Genomic DNA, 24,443 nt, shown 5'->3' on the forward strand with positions numbered 1-24,443 from the left:
CCTTTATATTAGCAATAATCATCCACTGAAATCTTCATAAAGAACGAATCATCTTGACTAAAGTCAAAAGTCTATAAATCAAGGTAAGATTAAAACGGCTGCCTTTTTTACCAAACCATACCACTAGGAATGAAATATGGTTATGATAATGTACTTATACCATTATATCACATTATGCTGATTTAGTCAATGAGATTATATGAACAATTCGGCGTTTCGTACTGCCAAACATCGCATTTACGGGCTTTATCAGCTTGTGTGGTAGAAACACATATTATCGAAACACGTTTTTTATCTACCAGATTTTCTACAAAAATCGCTCTTTTTCGTTCTCTTTTTCTCGCTATATTTTTTTCGATATTATATTTTATAATGCTGACGCTTGCGATTCACCTGTATTTTCTGGTGATTCGCTTTTCTTTTTTCTACCACCTGACTTTTTAGGTGCAGGCTTATCTGTTGTCTTTGATGTGGACTTCACGCTTTCGGATTTCTTGTCCGCAGTCTTTTTCGCTGCCGCCTTCTTCCGTGCAGGCTTCTTCTTAGATGCAGGCTCGGTAGTTTCCGCAGGAGATTTTGTCTGTACTTCGGTTTCAGGTTCACCGTCAAGCACTCTTGCGATAGTCTCGGCTGAGATCACCTTTGCGTTATATTCCAAATGACTATAAAGGTTCGCCGTGATTGTATAGTTGCTATGTCCGCGCCACTCTTGAATTTGCTTTTCTGAATGAACATCGGTTAGAGCCTTGCTTCGGAGAGTGCTTTGATCTTGAGCATATCAAGGACGCTTGTATTACCCTTGACAGCGGCAAGGTAAACGGCAAGATCGTAGTGAAAGTGGAGTGATACTATGACAGAGATAGAGAGATTAAAAGCTGAGATCAAAAGTGCCGACGCAATCGTGATTGGTGCAGGCGCAGGGCTTTCCACCGCCGCAGGCTTTACCTATTCAGGAGAGCGATTTGAGAAATACTTCTCGGATTATGAAGCAAAGTACGGCTTTCACGATATGTATTCCGGCGGTTTCTTCCCCTTTGAAACGCCCGAAGAAATGTGGGCATACTGGTCACGCTTTATCTGGTGCAACCGTTACATGGACATCGACAACGGTACATACAAGACGCTGTTTGAGCTGATGAAGGACAAAGACTATTTTGTTATCACCACGAATGTCGATCATCAGTTCCAAAGGGCAGGCTTTCACAAGTCAAGGCTTTTCTACACGCAGGGCGATTACGGGCTGTTCCAGTGCTCCGAGCCGTGCCATGACAAGACCTATGACAACGAGGAGATCGTCAAGGATATGATTGAGTTTCAGGCGGATATGAAGATACCCGCCGAGCTGATACCGAAATGTCCGAAATGCGGCAAGCCCATGACGATGCATCTCAGAAGTGACGATAAGTTCGTCGAGGACGAGGGCTGGCACAGAGCGGCAGAACATTATGATAATTTTCTGCAAGCACACAGCGGACAGCATATCCTGTTTTTAGAGCTTGGCGTGGGCTACAATACGCCTGTTATCATCAAGTATCCGTTCTGGAAAATGACAGCACAAAACCCGAAAGCCGTATATGCTTGTTTGAATTATGGCGAAGCGTATGCACCGGATGAGATAGTCGAGCAGAGTATCTGCATTGATGGAGATATTCGTGATGTACTGAATAAGCTAGTGTAAGATAAAATCCACCACATCATTGGATAACTAATATCCTTTGATGTGGTGGATTATTTTGTAATGGTTTCTATGACAACATTTTTACGCACTCAACCCTATCCCTTAATCGCAATTTTTGATTAGCGCGATTTTTCTCTATTTTTCGGACTTTTTAACGAGTGACAGCATTTCTACACACTTAAAAGTTACAAACAGCAGTTTTAAGCACAAAAAATCGAGTGCTTAAAAAGACTGTTTATATCGCGAGTGCGCCGAAATGCTGTCTGTATCTCTTTAGGTGATATTACGTGTTCCCGCATACAGAAAATGAGTGCTTATTTTGGTTGTTTACTGAACTGCAAAACGCCAATTATCCGCGATAAATCGGCGTTTTATGATTTCTGCCGTGACATCAATACTACGCACTCAACGTGTGCTGTATCTGGTAAAAGATCTCCTCACCCTACACACCCCAAAGCTCTGCTTCTCCCTTTCAAGCAGCGTATCAGGGAACAAATTGAGCCACTTGTGGCTGAAAGAAGTATTTCCAAAGTAAGCATCAAAGTTGGAAACAGGCAGGATAACATAATCCGAATCATCGGGCTTGTTGGCGACACAGTAGGCGATGACTGTTTCCGCGACCTCATAAGGCAGACCGTCGGGCAGTAACGCCTTTATACGCACCTTTTCATCATCTGTAAAGGAAACGGTCTTGTCTGACAGCGGTCCGAGCTCCAGAGCGTCCGCAAGCACATCATCAAACCGCAGTACCCATGCACCTTTGGTCTCGGGCGAGTAGAGCGACACCTGATACTGCTTCACCTTATCTCTCCATGCGACATCAAATCTGGTTTTCAGCGGCTCAGCGTTGGAGAGAGTAGTCTTGCTCATGTTTTCACTGTTCTTTGTGATGAACTTTTCAATCTTGTGAACGTGCCTGTAAAACCAGCCTTTTCCCGACTTATCCACCAATTCGGGAAACTCCTCATGCAGATCACTGAAATCAGTCTTGAACTGCCACTCCCCCTTCGGAGCGGCAGTTTTTTTGTCGGGGATACTGCACCACGCACAGAGAGCTCGCCGTGCATAAACCACATCGGGAGCACCGTTTCTGAACATATATCCCCGAGCGATAATAGTCAGCACACGGGTCAGACCTGTGAAGTCCTTCATCATCTCAAAACTGAAACGTCCGAGGAAGGAAAGGTCACGCTTGCCGCTGCATTTGTAAACGGGTTTCCCCGTGTAAGCCTTGAATTCTTCAATTTCGTTCAGCATTATTTCTCCCTCCTGACGTGCTTTTCAATCCTGTCCAGCAGCAGATCGAAGAGCACTTTTCTTTTGCCCAGGCCAACTATGTACCTGACCGCCTCGTCCGGCTTCATTACGGCTTCTATCAGTTTTCGGCACTCCTCTGCAACTGCGTCACGGTAGTACACATTCACAGATTTATTGAGGTAAGCCTCCATAAGCCGTATGAACTCAGGCGAATCACCGTCACGGATAAGCCGTTTCCTGTCAGTGAGAGTGTTTTCATCATCAATATCAGTTATGAGATCAATGAGAACACGGTAACCGCCGAAACGGAAGTCGCTGAAAAGCGAATAATACCGTTCAAGCTCAGGTAAAAATTCTGCGAGAAAATCCTCACGCTGTTCTTTCGGAGTCAGGTGCCAGTTCTTAGCCTGTAATTCCTGCCTGATAGCAGTTATCCTCTCTGGAGGTGTACCCTGAAACAGGGTATACAGCATATCTGCGTCGTATTCACGGTCCTGACCTCGGCTGTACAGTATACGCTGAATGTCGTTCCTGCGCTGTCTGTCCTTGACTGGCTGTCCGCAGGCTCTGATGCGTGACAGACACCGTTCATAATCAGTAATAAGAGCAGACAGCTTTTCCAGTTTATCACTGCTCAGCTTATCCTTCCAGTTCTCATCAGCCGCAAATGTGAAAAGTTCGCTGTCCTCAGCAGGCTTTTCAGCAACAGGAGTCGTATTCTTTCCAAGCATATACGCCAGGTACGGCAGACGCTCTACATTGGAGTCAACCTTGTTCCAATCGGTATCAGCGAAGAACTTCTCGAACTGCTCCTCAAATGTGGGCTCATACCATGCACGGCGTCCCTCGCTCTTTTCAACCAGGCTCTTGTATTTCAGGAACTTGCTCTTGGCGACAGTTTTAGTGCCGAGGTATTCCGTAAGATCAGGCTTCACACCGCTCTTTGCTGAGTCTATCTCCAGTCCTGTGAGGATAGCAAGTGTTTCCGTTTCCTCACGGCACTTGTCACGAAGCTCGTCGTCGGAGTTCTCATTGTATGCGATTATACTTCTGTTCAGAGCGGCGTTTGAAATTTGTCCCACGCGGGAAGAAAATGTACTCTTGACCGTTTCAAAACGATCTTTCCAGTCATCAGCGTTACGAATAACAGGCTCAGCACTTGGAATCTTCAACAGCGGAGTATCCTCCTTTGAATTGCGCTTGACACAGCGGTTTACGATAGGATCCGAGATAGTTTTTATCATGTCACCGTCGAAGTCTGCACCGCCGAGACGCTCCGCAGTCAGCGAGTCCCAGTTCACCATAACAACATCGGTGAGGTGGCTGAGATAATACTTCCTCATATTTTCAACGTCGGGATAGACTTGCAGCTGCACTTCCTCATTACGGGAAATGTGAGGATTGCGCAAGAGCGTACACTCATCGCTGTGCGAATACGCCATAGACGGTGCATAGAAAGCATTCTTCTCAAATTTGCTCTGCGCTGCACCGTTGAAAAAGTTGCGCTGACTTGTATTTCGCTTTGCCTTTTTTGGTATAAAATCTTTAAGAAAACCAAGCAGGTCCGCGGAGAGATATCTGTTGTCGCCTGCAACGATAAGACGTCCGAGCGCGTACTGTTTCAGCACCGCCTGTGCCCGTGACTTCAATCTGTCAGCGTAAACAGGCTCGGCAATGAACTTTGGGTTTTTCTCCAATAGCTTTTTGAGGTGATATTCTTTAGTACCACGACTGTGTTTTTTGCTTGTGAAAAAGCTCAGGCGATACTCTCTGTCGGTACAAAGCCTGTGGTATTCTCTCTCCGTTTCCTTGGTGAGCCAGTGACGGTTATCGTTCGCAGGAAAGGACAGCGGCAGGTCAAGCGGTCTGAACTCGTCCGCTGTCATTGAAAGTGTGTTGAGGAACTGATAGTTCAGTTCCGTGAATTTCTGCGGATTGTCCTTGCTCACACCAGATATGTACAGAGCGTGCCTGTACTTTCGGAAAGCACTCCAGTAATCGTCCCACCTCATATTGTTCTCGCGCAGCCAGCCATAGCCCTTGAACATACTCTTGGTGAGAATTATATCAACGTCAGCAACCTTGTGCTCAACTCCCCAGATGTCAGTGAGCGTTGCAACTCCTGCGCTCTTGAAAAAGTCGTGAATGTCAACTTGATGCAGCATTCCCTTGATGTACGGCAGACGTATCTGAAACGATGTGTGCTCAACGCCTAACTTTTTATTGATGACTTTTGCGAACTCCCTGGAGATAACTCCTTCGCCGTCATAACCGAGAATATCAACACTCTCCCTGCGCTCAACACGGTGATACTTTCGCACAGCATTGTCGCTTCCGTCGTCTTCAACAGTAATAACATCTGTGTCGTGAACGGTGTGTTTTTGATTTTCCACAACAATAACTCTGTGAGGCTTGTCGAGGTTTATTCCGTCAACACGGATACCGCCCGAGAGCATAAGTCCGTTGTATGCGTACAGCTTGCTTAGCTGACACTTAGTGATATTCATTCCGAGACGAATGCGTTCTGTGACCTTCCAGAAAATGTCCTCACGGATAAATGACAGTACTGCGTTTCTGCTCATGCTTGCGGAGCGCTCAAACGCAACGTACTTGTGCATACCGTTGCCGAAGTCTATCTCCACACCTCTGTTCGTGAACAGAGCGGCAGCCTTCTCTTGGAGCTGTGCATAGTAAGGGTGCGAAGCGTCACGGTCAAACACCCGTGAGAAGTCTGCATAGAAGATAACATCGGACAGTTCTGTCACAAGGTCAGCGCCGTCATATTTGAAATCGTCACCGTGCAGCACGCACATTATCTGATAGAAAAGTGCGTTATCGTCCTGCTCGTGTGCGGAGTGTTTCAGACAGCTCCGCAGTGCATTTTTATCAATAACTGTTTTGTAAAACAGTCCGTCAGGCTTGGAGTAGTTGAGCATTGCTCTGACGGACAGATCATATATCCTGTACTTCATGGTCTCACCACCTGCTAAAAGTATATCACAAAACATACCAAAATGCAATAAGGATACTGCTCCCACATTTTCATTCCGAAACGCTCATTTTTGACTGAAAAACATTCAAAACTGTAATAATAACAGCTTTGAGTTGAAATGTCTGTAAAGCTCTATTCTATGCGTTTTGCGGTCAATATCAGCTTGCTGTGAGAAAAGGTCAGTTCTCATGAAAATCAATTTGTGTTTCGGAAAATGATTCAGAGCAGTAAAAAACATATGCAAAAACAGGTCAATTTGCATAAAGGATACTGCTCCCACTTTTTTACTTGTGGCGAGTAGAAATCCGCCCGACACAGCCCACACAAATAGTTCGCACGAGCAGTTGCCCGTAACGAAAAAAGCTGTCGGCTGTGTTCGGGAATCTCATGGGAAAGGAGGAATGCTATGAGTAATATGTTACAGACGAAAACCGCAGAAGAAATACTGACAACAGTATTCAAACCGAAGGAGTTCATCATTGACGGACTTCTTACGCATGGACTGTACGTCCTTGCAGGTGCACAGAAGGTAGGTAAGTCATGGCTGGCAATGGATATCTGTCTCAGCATTGCAACAGGAGTTCTGGTGCTCGGACGAGAAACTATTCAGGGAACTGCTTTGTATCTTTGTCTCGAGGATAACTATCAGCGACTACAGCGCAGATTGTTTCGAATGAACGCTGAGCCTGTTGAAAATCTACACTTCGCGATTGCTGCTGATAAAATCGGTGCAGGTCTAGAAGAACAGATAGAAGCATTCAAGAAAGATCACGATGACTTAAAGATAGTTGTGATTGACGTTATGCAAATGGTGCGCAGCAATGTTGAGTCAAGTTATGGTTCGGATTACGCTGAACTGATCGCACTCAAACAAGTCGCATACCGCTTAAACATCTGCATACTGCTGATACATCATATGCGAAAAGCTAAGGATGATAATCCGTTCAATATGATGACAGGCAGTACAGGTATCGGCGGTGCAACTGACGGCAACTTTGCGCTCAAGGAAACAAAGTGCGGCTCAGGAAAAGCGATCATGTATTGTCAGGGGCGTGACATTGAATACACTGAACTGCGAATGCATTTCGATACTGATGTCATGCGCTGGAAAGTTGAGAACGAACCTGCGGCGCAGAAGAGCCGCGACAATATTGTTCTCTCTGCTGTATATCTTTTCATCAGAGAGCGAATTCACTTTGAAGGTACTGCGACTGAGTTAGTTGAAGAACTAAAATCGGTTACCGATGAAGTCATTTATCCGAACAGAGTTACAAGAGACTTGGTTCAGAATGGTTATGAACTCAGCAAGTACGGAATTGATTTCAAGTACGAAAGAGTTCACAAAGGTCGTGTCATTATTCTTCACTACAACGGCGAGCGTGACAGTAGTGACGGTAGAAATGTTACCGTCACGCAGGCGTTGCCCGACAGCTCATAAACGTCTATATAGCTTCATCTGCGGGGTGTGTCAGTAGGTTTGCGTGTCGGTAGTTTTACTGTCACGGCTGAGTTACTGTCACGTACAAAAGCGCCCATTTTTGTCGCCGATACACAAATCGGGTAGTTATCCTACCTGCGGCGATGAAAGCGATTGTCGCGCAACGTGGAGCGAGTGTGGCGAATAAAACATTAACGAATCGTTACGGAATTATATGCAGAGGGCAAGAGCAGTGGCTGGGGGCGAAAAATCAACCCCACTGGGTTGGCAAGCATAGCAGCTGGCATTCCGCCTGCCGCCTTGCTTGTCGGGCAGAAGCCCGAACCCACTTCAATTCATAGGCATACACCAACAAAAGTCAGGAGGTAGATAATATGAGAAAGAAGAATACCACAATAGCGATACGCTGTACAGATGAAGAAAGCAGACGTATCCATGAGCTCGCTGAGAGGCTCGGCTTGAAGCTGAACGACTTCGTAATGCGGTGTGCTCTCGGCAAGAAGATCGTTGTCGCCAAAGGCATCGACGAGATAGTTCGGCAGCAGAAAGCTATCGGGCGAAACCTGAACCAGATAGCTACACTTGCAAACATGGACAGGCTGACCGTCGTGAACTTCCAGTCGCTCCTTGACGAGCACAGGAAGGTCACGGAGCTGATAGGTCAGCTGCTTCGGGAGGTGAAGTAGTGGCGACGGTCACAGCGATAAGCACCAAAGGCGGTGGCGGAGGAAAGAAAAGTCTCGACTACATTTGCCGCGATGACAAGACCGAGAATAAAAAGTTCGTGACGGCTCTCAACTGTTCGCTGCCCACTGCCTATCAGGAATTCAAAAATACTCGTGAGATGTACGGCAAGACTGACGGTGTGAAATACTATCACTTCGTTCAGTCACACCCCAGCGGCTACAAGATAGAGCCAGCTCTTGCTCACAAGATAGCAGTTGAGTTTGCGGAGAAAGCGTTCAAAGGTCACGAAGTTGTAGTGGCAACTCACACCGACGCTGACCATATACATTCGCACTTCGTACTCAACGCAGTCAACGCTGAGACAGGTCTGAAGTACCACTCCAACAAGTTCACACTGCAAGACCTGCGGCAGCTCAGCGATGATATTTGTCAGAAGTACGGAGTGACAACTCTCAGCAAGCCTGAGATACACAAGCAGAGCAATGGTATCACTAACAGTGAGTATCGAGTTGCAATGCGAGGTGAGAGCTGGAAAATGAATCTCATCAATACAATAGATACGGTCATGAAAAGAGCAAAGTCAAAGAAACAATTCCGCTTCTACATGAAGCAGTGTGGCTACGATGTCAAGTGGGAAGAAAACCGAAAGTACATCACATATACCTGCCCAAATGGACGTAGGTGCCGCGACAATAAATTGCACGAAGCGAAATACAGGAAGGAGAATATGGAATATGAATTCGAAATACGAAGAAGCGAAAGAAGCCTCCAAGCAGAATTTGGAGGAGGCACAGGACATACCGACTATGGTCTGCGTCCAGGAACACAACTGGCTGGCGCTGATCTCGCAGCTGAAACTTCTGACAGATACGCTGTTCGAAGTCAAGGCTCAGACAGACGAAACTATGACATATGCACAGATGAAACAGTACCTGCGAAATCAGCAGACGATATACAATCAGCTGCTGGAACAGGGGAAGGAGATACAGGAGCAGACGTCACAAAACGTGACGGCAGAGGTGTCGAAGCTGGATCAGGCGGCAAAGGACCTCGCATCACAGGCTGGGAGGCTGAACGAGCAGACCTTATCGCAGCTGAAAGGCTCCGAAGAGCAGAGCAGAAAGCACGGCTTCAGACTGCTCCGACTGGTGGTGTTGATAGAGTTTCTGCACCTGATATCGTCGGTGGCATTGCTGCTCTGGCTTCGATGATCGATGACGAGTCCGCCGACGATACCGAGTACGCTCGGGAACACGTTGACAGCAAAGCACTTGCCGAGGAACGAGAGCGTAAGGAAGCTCACGGAATACACATGGGGTGACTATGACTCAGGGATAAAATGTCCGTGAGTTATTATTCAGAGCTCGACTATCATAAGTTACTTGAAGTCCCGAAACAGGACTGCACTCAGTCCTGCCTCAGGAGCGAGTTCCCAAAATGGGAATTCGGCATGGTGGGATGAAACATCCCGTCACGATTATGAGGTGGTGAACCGCCACCTCATAAACCTGAGTCGGCAAATCGCAGACTCAGCAAAGGGGTATCCAAAACGGCAGCATCTTCAAATCATCCATATCGGAAGGTATGAGCTGACAGAACGATTCGTTCGGTCAGTAGACGAAGTAACGAAACGTGACGGCGTCTCTGTCAACAAAGGGTATCGTGAAAGCCGATACCCTTGTAGTGCTTCTGCTCGGTATCAACAGCCGACATTCGTCAAGTCTGATGAATAGACTTCGTCTGAGAGCTGTGGTATGATTGTTGGTCGGGAGGTGACCGAGGCGATGAAGTTGCAGGATATATACTACGGAAACATCATACCGTGTCAGCACGATGTGAGAAGGGACTCCGACTATGCAAAGCGAAGTCTGGAGCTGCTCGAAATGTGCGACACATTGGAGAAACGGCTGTCGGCTGACGATAAGAAGCTGCTCAACAACATAAGGGATATGCAGGGAATGCTGTCCGAAACAATGGTAGCGGAAAGCTACATACAAGGTTTCCACGACTGCGCCGAGCTGATAATTGATGTGATGTTCGGCAGGAGCGATAACCTGAAATAACGTCATAAAACAATAAAACTTAGTAAGGGTACGGCAAATTACCGTACCCATTTTCGTATCAAGGAAGCGGCAAACCACCGCTCCCTTCAAATAAATAATAAAGGAGAAATGTAAAATGAACAATTCAATAATCATAATCGTGTTTAGAATAATAAAGAGAGGTGTTAGCTATTGGCAGAAATTGAAAAGATGTACGACAAGATGTTTACCGATTATCCCGACGTGGTGAGTGTTCCGCAGCTGATGAAAATGCTGTCTGTAGGCCGCCATGCTGCTTATGAATTAATAAGCAGCGGCGAGATACAGAGCTTCAGGGTCGGTAAAAATATAAGGATACCGAAGATAAAAGTTATTGAATACATACTCGGAACAAGGAGGTGCTGCCTATGAAAAATGTGACGGGAAGTCTGCAAACCAAGCGCGGCAAGTACTATGCTGTGCTGAATTTATACGACCACACAGGTAAACGAAAACAGAAATGGATATCCACAGGATATGAGATAAGAGGTAATAAGAAAGCTGCGAAAGCCTTCCTTGACGAGCTGCTTGTGGCTTACAACAAGAAACAGCAGGCGGCCCTGAAAGTTATCTCAAAGATGAAACACCCTGAGCAGTTTATAAAGGAGCAGAGCCGGATAATGGCTCTGCCCCTGTTTTTATACATTGAAGAATGGATCGACCACTCGTCCGCGAAGCTCCAGCCGACTACCATTGACGGTTACAGACAGCTCTGCAACGGCAGGATACGGGCGTTCTTCGAGAGCCGTGGAACTACCGTTTATGATCTCACAGAAGAGGATCTGAACGAGTTCTACGCTTACCTTGCTAAGCAGGGACTGAAAGGTGCTTCTCAGCAGAGGTATCACGGACTGATACATTCCGCATACAGCTTTCTTATGAAGCACCAGTACATTGACAGCAATCCCTGTGATTTCGCCGACCGTCCAAAGGCTGAGAAATACCGCGGAGCATACTATAATCAGTCGGAGCTGACAGAACTGTTCCGTGCTGCAAAAGAGAGCGAGATATACATTCCCGTGCTTCTTGCTGCATATTATGGACTTCGCCGCAGCGAGGTCCTTGGTATCAAGTGGAGCAATATCGACTTCGAGAACGGCACTATCCGTATTGCTCACAAGGTCGTGGAGCAGAAGGTAGACGGCAAATACCAGACAGTCGGTCACGACAAAATGAAAACGGAGTCCAGCAACAGGATACTTCCGCTGATGAAGGAAGTGGCAATGGCACTGCGGAGTCTGAAGCTCCATCAGGACGAGCAGCGCCGTTTATGCGGTAATTCTTACGTTCACGAATACGATGACTATGTCTGTGTGAATGAGATAGGTCAGCTTCTCAGACCAAACTATGTTACGGCAAAATTCAGTGAGCTGCTGAAAGAAAACGGCTTGAAGCACATACGCTATCATGACCTCCGCCATAGCTGTGCCAGTCTGCTTCTTGCAAACGGAGTGCCGATGAAAGAAATACAGGAGTGGCTGGGACACTCGAACTACCGCACAACAGCCGACGTTTATTCTCATCTTGATTTCAGCAGCAAGGAGCATTCGGCGGAGATAATCTCCCATGTTCTGGCAGTGTGAGGTTGACATAATCAGTGTGGTGATGTATAATCTAAGTAAGAAAAATCGGAATTTGCAGCCGAAGGCTGCGCTTTTCACGTTGCCGCTCGCAAGCTCGCTTACTTTGCTTACAAGTCATAGTCTGCTTTCGCTTACGGCAATACTAATATAAATCGGAATTTTACGGAGCAATGTTCATATGAAAAAAGCATTTAAGATAATTGGAAAGGTACTTCTTGTAATCATAATATTACTAATCATTTTCTTGCTAATAGTGTTCACATACAATAAAATTATGATGAATAAGGAAAAGGCACTATTGGACGAACCTCTTGGCGAAATGATAGAGGTTGACGGACATAATATGTGCATATACTCTGAGGGAGAAGGTAAACATACATTAGTATTTCTTTCAGGTTCAGGAACTGCTTCTCCTATACTTGATTTCAGAAGTCTTTATAGTTTGTTAGTTGATGATTATAGGATAGTAGTTGTTGAAAAATTCGGCTACGGTTTCAGTGATGTAGTAAATACTGAGAGGTCATTTGATACAATACTGAGGCAGGACAGAGAAGCTCTTTCAAAGGCTGGAATTGATGCTCCATTTATCCTCTGCCCTCACTCAATGTCTGGACTTGAAGCGATACTTTGGGCACAAGAATATCCGGATGAAGTCGAAGCAATTGTAGGTCTTGATATGTCTCTGCCACGCTCTTATGACAACTTTAATTATTCAAAAACAGAGCGATTTGAAAAAATTGCAGCTATTGGACGAGAGTTGGGGATTATCAGGTTTTACTATTCTGACAGCTCACTTCCTCAAGGACTTTCAGAAGCTGAAAAAAGTTTATATAGAGCCATAGCCTGTAAAAAAGCTGTAAACGATGACGTTATAAATGAAGGTCTTGCTATCCACAATGCCGTCAAAAAAATCGACGGAGCGCCTAAACCTGATATACCAATGTTAATGTTTATATCTGACGGAAAAGAAACAGGCATTGAAAAGTGGTCGGAGATACAAAAAGAGTATGCTTCTGAACTGTCAAATGCAACTATTGTTGAACTTGATTGCGGACACTATGTTCATAATTATAAGCAGGAGCAGATAAGCGAGAAAATGAAAGAATTTATTGGTAATATTAAGTGATAACTTCTGATTTACACGATTATAAGCCGGAAAGCTAACAACTTTCCGGCTTATTTTTTTGCTCCCACAAATGTGTCTGAAATCTTAATTCTGAGTCCGAATATTGCTTTTCGGGACTGGTTGTGGTATACTGTAGTCGCTGAAGCGGATTTCCGAAACAGGAGGTAAAAATGAAAGAAGTAACAGGAAATCTGCAAGTAAAAAATGGCAAGTACTATGTGCTTGTGAATCTGTACGATCGCAGCGGCAAGCGTTCCATAAAGTGGGTAGCGCTGGGGCTGGACGCAAGAGGCAACAAGAAGGCTGCCAAGGCTCGTATGGCGGAGGTGCTGGAGGAGTATAACCGCAGTCAGAGGAAGCTGCTGAGGACTATCAGCAAGAAGAAAGCTCCCGAGAAGTTCATTCAGCAGCGAGAGCAGGTGCAGTATCAGACGCTGACGGAGTTCCTCACGGACTGGATAAACCTGTCGTCAGGCAGGCTTCAGCCGTCCACGATAGACGGCTATATGAAAATGGTGAACGGCAGGATAACCGAGTTCTTCGGGGACAGCGGTATAACGATAGGTGACCTTGCAGGCGAGGACCTCAACGACTTCTATGCCTATCTTGAAGACTCAGGCTTGTCGGGAGCGTCAGCTTTGCGCTATCACGGACTTATCCATGCGGCATTCAGCTACGCGGTGAAGAAGGAGCTCCTCGACGATAATCCCTGCGACCACGCAGACCACCCGAAGAGGGAGCGCTACCGTGCCTCATTTTACAGTGAGGATGAGCTGAGAGACCTGCTTATTGCGGCGAGGGAGAGTCCCATATACATTCCCGTAATGCTTGCGGCTTACTATGGACTCAGACGCAGCGAGGCTCTGGGGCTGAAATGGAGCAACATCGACTTCCAGACCAAGACCATTTCCATATCACATAAGGTCATCGAAGCTAATGTGGACGGCAAATATCAGGCAAAGGGCTTCGACAGAATGAAGAACCAGTCCAGCAACAGGACACTTCCGCTCATTGAGGACGTCGAAAACGAACTGCTTTACCACCGACAGCAGCAGTCCATGAATGCGGCAGTTCTCCGAGGTGCGTACTGCCATGACTGCGACGATTACGTCTGCACTGATGCCACAGGTCAGCTTATGCGTCCGAACTTCATATCAGTGCAGTTCGGAAAGCTGCTCAAGGACAACGGATTCCGCCACATACGTTACCACGACCTGCGTCACACCTGTGCAAGCCTGCTCTTGAAGAACGGCATACCAATGAAGGCGATACAGGAGTGGCTGGGACACTCAACATTCGAGGTAACAGCCAACATTTATGCTCATCTGGACTACTCCAGCAAGGAGAGCTCGGCAGCAAAAATGGCACAGCTGCTTGCAATTAACGAATAAAATAAGTCCTGCACAGAACTTTTGACAGTTCCGCACAGGACGCACAAAATATCCAAGTGTTAGAAAAGTGTTAGAAATGAACAGCCGTTCATAAATGGCAAATGCCGTAAACGGCGAGTTTACGGCATTTTTTGGCAGGGGCAGAAGGACTTGAACCCTCGGCACGCGGTTTTGGAGACCGCTGCTCTACCAACTGAGCTATACCCCTATTTATTATCGTTGCTGACTGCAACACAATAATTATACCAGATAGGGGAGGGATTGTCAACAGTTTCAAGAAAAATTTATTTTTTAATTAATGATAAAGCGGTCCCGGAGAATTTCTCAGGGACCGCTTTATCATTATTGGGGAGCGTCCACGGTTTTCAGCACGATGGAACCGTTTTCGCAGACTATCTCGCCCAGCTTTTCATCGGGAGTTGCTTTAATATCAACGAAAGAGCGGACGTTCAGTTTCGCTTTGCAGAGCTCCAGCCTTCCGTCGCGGAGGTCAAGTGTCAGATCGTCCATAAGGGACGAGAAGTCAAAGCCGCCTGTTTCTCTTGTGGCGGTATCAAAGTAACCGACAGAGGAGTGATGGAGACCTGAGCCGCAGGAGTATGTGAAGTAAAGCTCCTCTGCGCCGTCTCCGTTAATATCGGCAACGGCAAAGGTTTCCGTTCCGTAACCGCCGAAGCCCATGCCAAGGACATACATCTCGCCGTTATAGACGAGGAAGCTCTCGCAGCTGCTCTTGAACTTGAAGATGCGGAATCCGTACTTTTCAGTTATTTCCCAGGGCGTCACGTTGAAGCAGTCTTCTTTTTCGGATATGTACTTAGCAATGACAGCGGTTTTTAGGAACTCCTCCACGCCGTCATCGGAGGGAGTGAGACCGAAAATGTCGATACTGCGGCTGTTCAGCTTGCTGACGAGGGAGCTTCTCAGACTGCGCAGGTCGAATATATCAATGACGCCGTCCTCGGTGACGTCGGCAGCTTCATAGCAGTTAAGCTTTGAGCCGTGTTTATTCAGCAGGTAGCTCTGGACAGTTACTACATCGGCGATACTTACGGTACCGTCGAAGTTTGCGTCGCCCTTGATGAAGTCAAGTGGAACGAATTCCAGTCCCCATTCGTTGGCGTAGCGCTCCGCTTCCGTGCCCTTGCAGCCCTTTATGACGCAGCTGCTGTCGAAAGCGCATTTGGGCTCATCTGTCAGCGGACGTCTTGGGGGAGGGGGAGTTAAACCGGATAAGAACTGTTCAAACTCCTTGCGAGGGTATGCGCCGATGACTTCGACTTCGGGAGGTATGATCACAGAGGTGATACTGCTCTGAAAAGCGTCCTGTTCGATAGCTTTTACGCTTCGTGGGATAGTAAGCTCATTAAGCAGGGGGACGTTTTTGAATGCCTGTGAGTCTATACGCTTTATGCCGTTCATCAAGTCAATTTTTTCGAGGGAAGTGCAGCTGTCAAAGGCGTTCTCACCGATCTCACTGACAAGAAGCTGCGCTGTTTTAAGTCCGGTACAGTTATAGAAAGAATAGCGCTCGATGTTGAGCTCGGGGCAGAGCACCGTTATCCCGGTCAGTGAGTGACAGTCTATAAAGCTGAACATTCCCAAGTATTTCAGAGCTGAAGGGAAGTTTATACTTTTAAGATATTTGCATTGTGCAAATGCATTATTGTCAATGATCTCGATAGTATCGGGAAGTCTTATCTCAGTAAACGGGGTCTGTGCAAGGGCATACTTTTCTACGGCTGTCACGGGACAGCCGTCTATCTCTCTTTCCACAGTAAAGGGCTTTGTAATGGGGGTATCGCTGTATGTATATGTATAGTCCGTCCACGCCAGAACAGCCGTACCGTCGGGTCTTGTGTAGTAGTAGCCGCCGTTTTTCTCAATGAAGCCGAACTTCTCCATATACTCGGCATCGCCTCTGAAATCCCTCATGGGACAGTCAAATACGGTGGGGATAGTCTCGATCAGCTCGTCTTTTTTGTTATAGACCTCAAAACAGCCTTTGGTATCGGGGGAGGTCTGCATACGATAGACCACATAGCTGTTCCGCTCATCGTCAAGCCAGTATTCGATGGTCTGATCGACGATATTATTCCGCAGTTCACCAAGCTCCAGATGGACAACATCGGGAACACAGTTGATATATGTCAGCCAGCTGTCGGTCTTATAGTAGGACATCTGATCTGCAATACCGTAGGCATTTTCCAGCTGCTGCAAGGTAAGTCGCTCGCCAACGTCATCGCCTGCAAGGAGGCGTCTTGCTCTTTCGCAGACTATGTTGTCATTCTGCGCTTGCTCTGTGTCGAAGATAAAGTGACACAGCTCCTGCTGCTCCTCGGTGAGGGAGTCATAGTCGGTGATACACAGGTCATACCTGATAAAATTGTCCCACAGTCTGTAATCGGGAGAAGCCGCAGCTTCAAGGCTGCCTGACATAAGTCCCGAAAGGGGAGCGCACAGCATTAAAGCTCCCGTAAATAAAGCGATAGACTTCTTCATATCAAAACCTCCTTTTCATTTGAATGTCCGTATCATATCCGTCACTTTCATTATAGCATATATATATATAATGTCAATAAAAAAGCCATAGTACTTCTCTTTCGGGAAGCACTATGGCTCTGTTTGTTATAGGGTATGAGCTTTATATGGCTCAGAAGTTAAGTGCGGAGTGGATTATCTCGAAGCGCTTGATGAGGAAGTCTACAACAGAGACTGTCTCTGAATTCCACATCATTCCGCCGCCGCCGAAGCCGCCTCCGCCCCAGCCGCCGCCGCCGAAGCCGCCGCCGCCCCACTGAGCGCCGCCGCCGCCCCACTGAGCGCCGCCGCCGCCCCAGTCGAAGCCGCCTTCAAATGCCCAGCTTTCGTCTGTAACGACTGTACCGTCTTCGGTCTCATTGGACTGCCAGTTCCAGTTCCAGCCCTGCTGACCCCAAGGGTTCTGCTGCTGACCGGGATTCTGCTGTCCGTTGCCTACCTGCAGACCGTTTGCTGTCTTCTTTGTGGTTGCGTCGAACTGATCGAGAGTAAAGAAGAACAGGGGATCTGCCTGAACGTGAGGACGGATCAGTGAAACGTAATTAGCAGCGTACTGCTCGGGATTGCTGAATGTGTTAAGGATCTCCTTAACGTAGCCTACATACATATCGTAGTACTCGGGAACCTGAAGGAGCTTTGCAAAGGGACGATCCTTGACCTCAGCCTGATAGAGGCTTGTCTTGACGTCAGAATTTACAGCGTCTGTACCGCCCATGAAAGCGCCGAGGCTAAGGTTGTAGTCCCAGCCTACGAAGTAGTGCTTGCCGCCTGTATAGATGAGGTAATAGTTATGTGCAAGTGAGCCGTTATAGCTGTCGTAGTTGCACATTACCGAGTTAACTGCGAAGCCCTTGAGGAAGCTGGGAACGTCCATGATGTCCTCGATGAACTTGTAGTTCTGGGGAGTGAGCTTGTTGATCTCTGTCTTGAGTTCCTCAAGATGAGTGAGCTGCTCATCGTTGCCGAACTTGAGGTCGAGGTTGCTTACGGGCATATTCTGTGTGAATGTGCTGTAGCTGTCGCCGCCCATTCCGAGCATACCGCCGCCCTGATCGCTTCTCTCGGTAGCCTTGTAGAGGTTTGAATCGTCATCGATAGCGTAACGCTCTGCCAGAGTTGTACCGGGCTGCTCACAAGCGAGATAGAAGCTGTAGAGCTTGCCGTTGAGGTACATATCGGAATAGCTGGTCTTGGGAGCAACGCCGTCGATAGAATACATAGCATCATAGCAGATAGTATCTCTCATGCATGAAGCGTCCGAATAGAAGTTATTCAGACAGAATTCTGTAAGACCGTGATAGTTGGTGTACTTATCGTACTTATCCATCTTGAAGCGGAAGCTGTACTTGCCGTTGTTTACCATCATACGAGAGCTGTTGCCCTTGGTTCTGATGCCGACATTCTTGAACTCCTCGCCGTCGATAACGACATCACAGGGAGCCCACTGCTCTTCCTGAGCAACTCTCATGAAGTTGTTCCAGTCATTGTCTGACATTTTAACTTCGATCTTATGAACGAGCTTCTGGTTGAAGAGGCTGCCGTAGAGCTGATCCTGATCGTCCATATCGTTGTTTACTTCGGTATAGCTTGCAGGAGTGCCGCCCTTGAAGGTGTTGCCTGTGCTGTGCTTCATCTTGATACCGCCTGCAAAGAGCTTATAGTCGCCCGAGGTGCTGAGGTCGGGAGATGAAACTACTGCATATCTGTACTTCTTGAGTGTGTTCTCCTCAAAGAATATCTTCTTGGAGGAATCTGTCAGAGCGATAGGATTGTTCTTTGACCACTCCTTTACGAAGTCAAATGCGAGAACTGACTGCTGAGCGGTAAGAGTTCCTTCGTACTGATTATCTGTAGCTGTAGCAAGGAGGCTGCCTCCTGTAACGTTGATAGTACCAACGCTTGTGAGACCTCTGTCTCCGAATGCGCCGATATTACCGCCCGAGATGTTGAGGTCGGTCTCAGCCTGGATAGCGTCCTTGCTGGACTTTATGCTTACTGCACCTGCCTCAATGTCAACATTGCCCTTTGAGGACTTGATACCGTCGCCCTTAGAGTCGATGATGACAGTGCCGCCCTTTACTGTAACGGAGGTCTTGCCCTTGATGGCGTCCTGACCCTCTGTCTCGTTAAGGGTATTGATATTGATGTTGCCGCCGGTGATCTTGAGATCGTTGTTGCAGACAACGCCGGGCTGAACATTAGCATTTATGTTCAGAGTACCTGTACCTGCGTCGCCGCCCTTGATAGTGAGATCGTCCTTGGCTTCGATAACAGCGCAGCCCTCGTTGTCGCCTGTATAAGCCGAAGTGCCGTCAGAGACAGTATTCTCTGTGCCGTCGGAAACAGTGATAGAGGTCTTGTCGGCGTTCTTTACGAGGATAGCGGGAGCGCTGTTTCCTGTGATATTTACGCCGTTCAAGATGAGCTTTACTGTGTCGGGATCGGCTGCTTCATCGGGGACCTCAACGTAGATCTGTCCGTTGTTGAGAGTACCGTCGATGTAGTAATTGCCCGAGTGTGAGATAGTAACGTTAGAGCCGTTTGCTGTAGCGTACTTTCCTTCAACAGTAGCCGATGAACCGTTGAGGTGGATCTTGGTCTCCACGTCCTCCTTGGGAACGGTAACGATGGGCTCTGTAGTTGTTACAGGTGTTGTTGTAACTATAGGAGCGGTAGTGGTGGTCTCACCCTCACCTGAGTAGCTCGGGTCATAGGACTCGGGCAGACTGGGGATAATGTTCAGCAGACGGCGCTGGATGGAGAGAGCGTCATTGGCAGTGATACCGCCGCCGCGCTCATAAACGTCGCCGTTGAGCTTTCCCTGCTGGGTGAGATGTCCGTCCTCAGTGCTTGACAGGCCGTATCTTGAGGGATTAGCCAGGCTCTGCATGATAAGTATAGCGTCTGACAGCTCAAGTGTGCCGTTGCAGTTTGCATCGCCATATACTATATCATTGGGCGCTCCTGCAGCCGAGGTAACTGCCACGGCTGCCGAGCTGAGGATACAGGCAGACAGTATGCCTGCCAGTAAACTTTTCTTTTTCATTTCAATCATCCTCCTAAATAGCTATGGGGGCTATTATTAATAGATGATTATATAATAATAAATAATTCTTAAAATAATCTTAAACTAACCTTAAAAGCGGTAAAACTGTAACATTTTGTGCAGAAACTTTCTACTCAGGTTAAATGTCTCTATTAATAAAGCCATTTTGATGTGAAGGTATCCTGATAGGGATCCTTGTTCTTGGGAAGCTCGAATACAGATGTCTGGAGCTCCTTGAGGTCCATCTTGGGCTGGATACCGTAAACGTGGTAATCGAAGAACTGGATCATCTTCTCAACGTCCTCGGCAATTACTGCGTGACCTTCCTTATGTATATTGATAGCAAGGTGATCGCTGAGACCAACGTAATCCCAGATATGTCTCATACCGCAGTAACTCATCCACATTGAAGGAGCATTTACCCAGTCCTCACCAACGCAGGAACCGATGATGAAAAGGTATCTGTCGGGATCACAGCACAGTGAACCCAGCATATGCTGATCCATCGGGAGCTGATTTACGTTCCTGAATTCCATGAACTTTCCGTTGAACCATGCCTGCTCGCCTGAAGCCTGGAGACTTCCGAGAGGCTCGTTCTCAGTGTATCTGTAGGAGCTTGAAGCACCCTTTGAGCTGAAGTCGTAGGTCTTGCCCTGTGATGTGTAACGATACAGAGCGATACCGCCTGCACCTGAGCAGGAAGGAGCACACATCTTGAAACGCTTTTCAAAAGCTCCGCATACAGCAGTAGCCTTGCCGTATCTTGAAACGCCTGTACAGATAGCATTCTCGGGGTTGATGTTCAGTTCCTTTGCGGCGCCTGCATAGAGAGCGTCAAGGCAGCGACTGAGTCCCCATGACCATGCCATGAGCTCACCTGTCTGGGTGTCGAAGCTGTTTCCGTAGGGATAGAGGTCGTAGAATGCGCCCTTGTGCTGGTTGTTGTCCTGTGCAGTACCGGGAGCTGAGAACATACCGTCAGCATCATAGGTGATAACTGCATATCCCTTTGAGGTAGCAGTGCTCTCTGCGATACCCTTGTGCATACCAAGGATAACGGGAGCACCGCCCTCATGGCGTACACTTGCGGGCTTGTTGATGACCATGTTGAAGGAAGCGGTCTTGCCTGTGCTCTTGCGCTTAACTGTGATAGTCATCTTGTTGCCGCTGATCTTGTAGGAGGTCTCGTCGTCTGAGCCGTCGATCCACTTGCCGTACATATAGTATTCGTACATACAGCTGATCTCAGCCTGACGTCTCCACCAGTCCTCCTCGGACTGTACCTTTGAGCCGTCCATGAAGATGAAGGGATCGGGAACGTCATTGGAGCTCTTCAGCTGGCTTACAGCAGGGAAGTCATAGCTCTTTGGATAATCCCCGGGACCGTCCTGTATATTAGTGGGCTGGAACTCAACGTCATCGCCGCTGACGAATGAGGAGAGCTCCTTTATATCTGAGCCGTCGATCTTTTCGTCGTTATTGAGGTCGCCCAGCTTGAGGGAGTCCTTGTCGTACTCGGACTGGAGAGCAATGCGCCTCATAGTAATGAGGTCGAAGCAGTCAACGACTCCGTCCTTGTTCATATCACCGCGCTGTGGCTTGCCCGATGAGGATACTGTCGGTGTTGACGGTATGGAAGGAGCAGCACCCTTAGCGCCTGTTACCTTTACATCATCAACAAAGAAATCAATAGTGCTGTCCTCAGTTTCAACATAGAAAGACATATCCGAAGCACCTGCGGGGATAGTGTACTTATCGTTGGAGAGCTTTGTCCACTCGCCCTTCTTTACGACGCCCTTTGCGATGTCGGCGTACTGTGTGGTAGTGCCGTCGTTGTACTGGAGCGACAGCTTGAAGTTGTCGGAGTCGGTGCCGGAGTCGAATCTTACATAAGCCTCAAAGCCGTAGGTGCTGCCTGCCGAGAAAGAATAATCCAGCGGTATGGTAGCGCCGTTCCATGCGGCAGTTCTGCTTGTGACTGCAAGAGAAGCGGAGCCCTCGTGTGCAGCTGACTTGCTTGTGGCTACAGAAGCTGCGCCTCTTCCCGACCAGCCGTCCTCGCCGCTTTCAAAGCTGCTGCCGATGAGAGTCACGATCTCGTCATCAGCTGCCAGGCTTGCTGCGGTCGAGCTTCCAAAAACTGCGGAAGTGACCATAGCCGCCAGACATAGCGAAGTGATTTTTTTGGATTTCATAATTCCCTCCTGAATAATTTAATTAAAAAACATCCTCATTGAATAATGCCGTGAGCTTGTTTTTTATGATCCCTCCTCATTCAGACATTAGGTGAAAATAGATAATTTTCCTCCTGTTAGTTTGGCATTATTGTTTATTATCTTTGATGTAAATATACAATAAAACCGTGAATTTGTAAAGTAATTATTAACAAGACGGCAATTTTTGACTACTTCTCAGCAAGATTTGGTCAGAAAAACCGCAATTTCTTGCTGTTCATCAAAGATTTTTACCAATATTTTTACTTTGAGATGGGCGCGATAATAATTTGTTTACTTACGCTGCCCAAAAATTGCGAGGTGGACAAAATCAACAAGCATGATAGTAATATAATTATAATATTTTCTTAAATAATGTTGCTTTTGAACTGAATTATCTGCGGCAGTTTTTCTTCATATATCTTAAATTATCGCTTTGCACACAAAAAAATATAACATTTGTGCTGAAAACAAGAGACTGCATGATACCCGTCAGTAAATAAGCCTTCGCCTGTAATATTATTGTGCTTGGTGGACAAAATGAATGTCAGCCGTCTTCACTTATTTAAAAAGCGGGATATGATTTGACGAACTGCCAAAAAGGTGGTATAATCATTTTGCAGTATATGCGAAAGGAAGATAATATGAATAATGACATAAATATACGCCCGATGACGGAAAACGACAGGGACGAGGTCCTCGGTATGATGAGGGTGTTCTACGATTCACCTGCGGTGATACACACCTCTCCCGACAGCGTCCTGGAGCAGGATTTCCGCGACTGCGTGGGGGAACTGCCCTACCTCCGCGGTTTTATTGCCGAGCATGACGGCGATGTGGCAGGCTATGCTATGACCTCGGTCAGCTACACCACTGAATACGGCGGTATCTGTGTCTGGCTGGAGGACCTGTACATCAAGCCCGAGTTCCGCCGATTCGGTATCGGAACCGAGGTGCTCAGACATATCGAGAAAGAGTTTCCCGAGGCGGTCCGCTTCAAGATGGAAGTGGAGCAGGAGAACGAGGCTGCCTACGCCTGCTATTTCGGCGAGGGCTACAGACTTTCGGACTATGGTCTCATGACAAAGGAGCGTCCATGAAGAAGGCGCTTGGTTTCATAAAGGCGCAGCCGGTGCTTGCGGCAGCTTTTCTGCTTGCAGTCATTACCATGTTCATTGTCCCGCCTGACAGTGAGTACATTGGCTACTGCAACCGAACGGTGCTCATAGAGCTGTTTGCACTTATGGCAGCTGTTGCGGGACTTCGCAGCGCAGGTATATTTGATGCCGCTACAAGGGCGATACTTCGCAGAACAGGCACGGTCCGCAGACTCGGAGCCGTGCTGACGCTGATATGCTTTTTCAGCGCCATGCTGGTCACCAACGACGTGGCACTCATAACATTCGTTCCGCTGACGCTGCTCATCTTCCACGGTATCGATGACAAGCGCAGTCTCATTCTCACTGTGGTGCTTGAGACGGCTGCCGCCAATCTTGGCAGCATGATGACTCCCGTGGGAAATCCCCAGAATCTGTTCCTCTATGATAAATACGGGCTTACTGCTCTGACCTTTCTCCGGACCATGCTCCCCGTTGGAGTTTTCGGACTTGCGGCAGTTATGGGACTTACCCTGCTGCTGCCTAAGAACAGGTGCGAGGCTCCCGAAAACAGCGGTGCCAAGCCGCCTGCGGTAAAGACAGCGGTATTCGCTGCGCTTTTTCTGCTGTGTATCGCGGCAGTATTCCGCCTTGTTCCCGACTGGGTCTGCCTTGCAGGTGCAGTCCTGGCAGTTGCAGTCTGCGACTGGCGTATTTTCGGCAAGGTCGACTATGCCCTCCTCGCCACATTCGTGTGCTTTTTCGTTTTTGTGGGCAATATCGCCCGTATAGAAACGGTCAGCAGCTTCTTTTCGCGTATCCTTGACGGTCGGGAGCTGATAGTCTCGGCGGTGCTGTCCCAGGTCATAAGCAATGTGCCTGCGGCGGTAATGCTTGCGGAGTTCACGGATAACGGAACACAGCTTCTCTTAGGCGTGGATATAGGCGGCTTCGGTACCATAATCGCCTCACTTGCCAGTCTCATTTCCTTCCAGCTCTACCGCCGTGATGAGGGAGCGCAGACAGGACGTTACTTCCTGGTGTTCACTGTCATAAACTTTGCATTGCTGGGGCTTCTCCTGGCTGTGCAGTATGGAATATCATGAATAAGATCAGTCAAGTCCCTGAGTGTCAAACGGAATACTCAGGGGCTTACTTTTTCTGTACAATGGTAAAGAAAAAGGAAAAATTTAGTAAAAGGGCTTGACAAGCGTGTTAAAATTGTATATAATGTGTATATACATCTGAGCGGAGAATGTGTGCGTTGATCCGCAGGATCTGTAAAAGGATGTATAATAAAAGTTACGTTCGCA

18 protein-coding genes and 1 tRNA gene are annotated in these 24,443 nt (G+C 47.5%); 12 read left to right on the forward strand and 7 right to left on the reverse strand.

Translation table 11 applies throughout. The features are described 5' to 3' along the window. Nucleotides 1-367 precede the first annotated feature (367 nt). A complete protein-coding gene (locus tag T488_RS19700; RefSeq protein WP_028521290.1) occupies nucleotides 368-658 on the reverse strand; it encodes a hypothetical protein in 291 nt (96 codons plus the stop codon). 23 nt (nucleotides 659-681) lie between these two features. On the opposite strand from T488_RS19700, the gene T488_RS19705 reads away from it, so the two are divergent. Further along, a complete protein-coding gene (locus T488_RS19705; protein WP_155267228.1) occupies nucleotides 682-846 on the forward strand; it encodes a hypothetical protein in 165 nt (54 codons plus the stop codon). Nucleotides 847-850: 4 nt separating this feature from the next. Next, the gene (locus T488_RS0113700; protein WP_028521291.1) at nucleotides 851-1,678 is read left to right on the forward strand and encodes an SIR2 family NAD-dependent protein deacylase; all 828 of its coding nucleotides are present in this window, start codon (nucleotides 851-853) and stop codon (nucleotides 1,676-1,678) included. A gap of 405 nt (nucleotides 1,679-2,083) precedes the next feature. Here the strand turns inward: T488_RS0113700 and T488_RS0113705 are convergent, their stop codons facing one another. Together T488_RS0113705 and T488_RS0113710 are read right to left on the reverse strand one after the other, a co-directional pair. After that, nucleotides 2,084-2,935 (reverse strand): hypothetical protein, encoded by an 852-nt coding sequence (locus T488_RS0113705; RefSeq protein WP_028521292.1) that lies wholly within the window; start codon nucleotides 2,933-2,935, stop codon nucleotides 2,084-2,086. Beyond that, complete coding sequence (locus T488_RS0113710) at nucleotides 2,935-5,907, reverse strand: RNA dependent RNA polymerase (RefSeq protein ID WP_028521293.1); 2,973 nt, start codon at nucleotides 5,905-5,907, stop codon at nucleotides 2,935-2,937. The genes T488_RS0113705 and T488_RS0113710 overlap by 1 nt, the downstream gene beginning before the upstream one ends. A 426-nt stretch (nucleotides 5,908-6,333) precedes the next feature. On the opposite strand from T488_RS0113710, the gene T488_RS18110 reads away from it, so the two are divergent. The 8 genes from T488_RS18110 (at nucleotide 6,334) to T488_RS0113760 (ending at nucleotide 14,233) form a co-directional block, all read left to right on the forward strand. Further along, nucleotides 6,334-7,365 carry an AAA family ATPase gene (locus T488_RS18110; RefSeq protein ID WP_051536489.1) on the forward strand — a complete coding sequence of 344 codons (1,032 nt, stop codon included), beginning with the start codon at nucleotides 6,334-6,336 and terminating at the stop codon, nucleotides 7,363-7,365. Nucleotides 7,366-7,739: 374 nt separating this feature from the next. Continuing rightward, nucleotides 7,740-8,051, forward strand: coding sequence for a plasmid mobilization protein (locus tag T488_RS18115; RefSeq protein ID WP_051536490.1), 312 nt, complete (start codon nucleotides 7,740-7,742; stop codon nucleotides 8,049-8,051). Beyond that, nucleotides 8,051-9,373, forward strand: coding sequence for a relaxase/mobilization nuclease domain-containing protein (locus T488_RS19010; RefSeq protein WP_051536491.1), 1,323 nt, complete (start codon nucleotides 8,051-8,053; stop codon nucleotides 9,371-9,373). Before T488_RS18115 ends, T488_RS19010 begins: the two co-directional genes overlap by 1 nt. Before the next feature lie 433 nt (nucleotides 9,374-9,806). Beyond that, nucleotides 9,807-10,115: a DUF6809 family protein gene (locus T488_RS0113735; protein WP_242838355.1), complete on the forward strand. Its 309-nt coding sequence runs from the start codon at nucleotides 9,807-9,809 to the stop codon at nucleotides 10,113-10,115. 171 nt (nucleotides 10,116-10,286) lie between these two features. Then, a complete protein-coding gene (locus T488_RS0113740; protein ID WP_028521295.1) occupies nucleotides 10,287-10,505 on the forward strand; it encodes a helix-turn-helix domain-containing protein in 219 nt (72 codons plus the stop codon). Beyond that, nucleotides 10,502-11,716, forward strand: a complete 1,215-nt coding sequence (locus T488_RS0113745) for a tyrosine-type recombinase/integrase (protein WP_028521296.1) — start codon at nucleotides 10,502-10,504, stop codon at nucleotides 11,714-11,716. The genes T488_RS0113740 and T488_RS0113745 overlap by 4 nt, the downstream gene beginning before the upstream one ends. A 178-nt stretch (nucleotides 11,717-11,894) precedes the next feature. Further along, a complete protein-coding gene (locus tag T488_RS0113755; RefSeq protein WP_028521297.1) occupies nucleotides 11,895-12,842 on the forward strand; it encodes an alpha/beta fold hydrolase in 948 nt (315 codons plus the stop codon). 170 nt (nucleotides 12,843-13,012) lie between these two features. Next, nucleotides 13,013-14,233 carry a tyrosine-type recombinase/integrase gene (locus tag T488_RS0113760; protein WP_028521298.1) on the forward strand — a complete coding sequence of 407 codons (1,221 nt, stop codon included), beginning with the start codon at nucleotides 13,013-13,015 and terminating at the stop codon, nucleotides 14,231-14,233. A gap of 132 nt (nucleotides 14,234-14,365) precedes the next feature. Here T488_RS0113760 and T488_RS0113765 read toward each other — a convergent pair. The 4 genes from T488_RS0113765 to T488_RS18125 all read right to left on the reverse strand — a co-directional run bounded on the left by T488_RS0113765 (nucleotide 14,366) and on the right by T488_RS18125 (nucleotide 22,015). Beyond that, a tRNA-Trp gene (locus tag T488_RS0113765) sits at nucleotides 14,366-14,441 on the reverse strand. A 134-nt stretch (nucleotides 14,442-14,575) separates the two neighbouring features. After that, nucleotides 14,576-16,735 carry a leucine-rich repeat protein gene (locus T488_RS0113770; protein WP_028521299.1) on the reverse strand — a complete coding sequence of 720 codons (2,160 nt, stop codon included), beginning with the start codon at nucleotides 16,733-16,735 and terminating at the stop codon, nucleotides 14,576-14,578. Between the two features lie 151 nt (nucleotides 16,736-16,886). After that, nucleotides 16,887-19,820, reverse strand: a complete 2,934-nt coding sequence (locus tag T488_RS0113775) for a carbohydrate-binding domain-containing protein (RefSeq protein WP_028521300.1) — start codon at nucleotides 19,818-19,820, stop codon at nucleotides 16,887-16,889. 152 nt (nucleotides 19,821-19,972) lie between these two features. Beyond that, nucleotides 19,973-22,015 carry a carbohydrate binding domain-containing protein gene (locus T488_RS18125; RefSeq protein WP_082320546.1) on the reverse strand — a complete coding sequence of 681 codons (2,043 nt, stop codon included), beginning with the start codon at nucleotides 22,013-22,015 and terminating at the stop codon, nucleotides 19,973-19,975. 662 nt (nucleotides 22,016-22,677) lie between these two features. Between T488_RS18125 and T488_RS18130 the strand changes: the two genes are divergently transcribed. Both T488_RS18130 and T488_RS0113790 read left to right on the forward strand, forming a co-directional pair. Beyond that, a complete protein-coding gene (locus T488_RS18130; RefSeq protein ID WP_037298312.1) occupies nucleotides 22,678-23,133 on the forward strand; it encodes a GNAT family N-acetyltransferase in 456 nt (151 codons plus the stop codon). Further along, a complete protein-coding gene (locus T488_RS0113790; protein ID WP_028521301.1) occupies nucleotides 23,130-24,236 on the forward strand; it encodes an SLC13 family permease in 1,107 nt (368 codons plus the stop codon). Before T488_RS18130 ends, T488_RS0113790 begins: the two co-directional genes overlap by 4 nt. Nucleotides 24,237-24,443: the final 207 nt, after the last annotated feature.

Origin of the sequence: Ruminococcus flavefaciens ND2009, assembly GCF_000621785.1 — a bacterium.
Lineage (GTDB): Bacteria > Bacillota > Clostridia > Oscillospirales > Ruminococcaceae > Ruminococcus > Ruminococcus flavefaciens_C.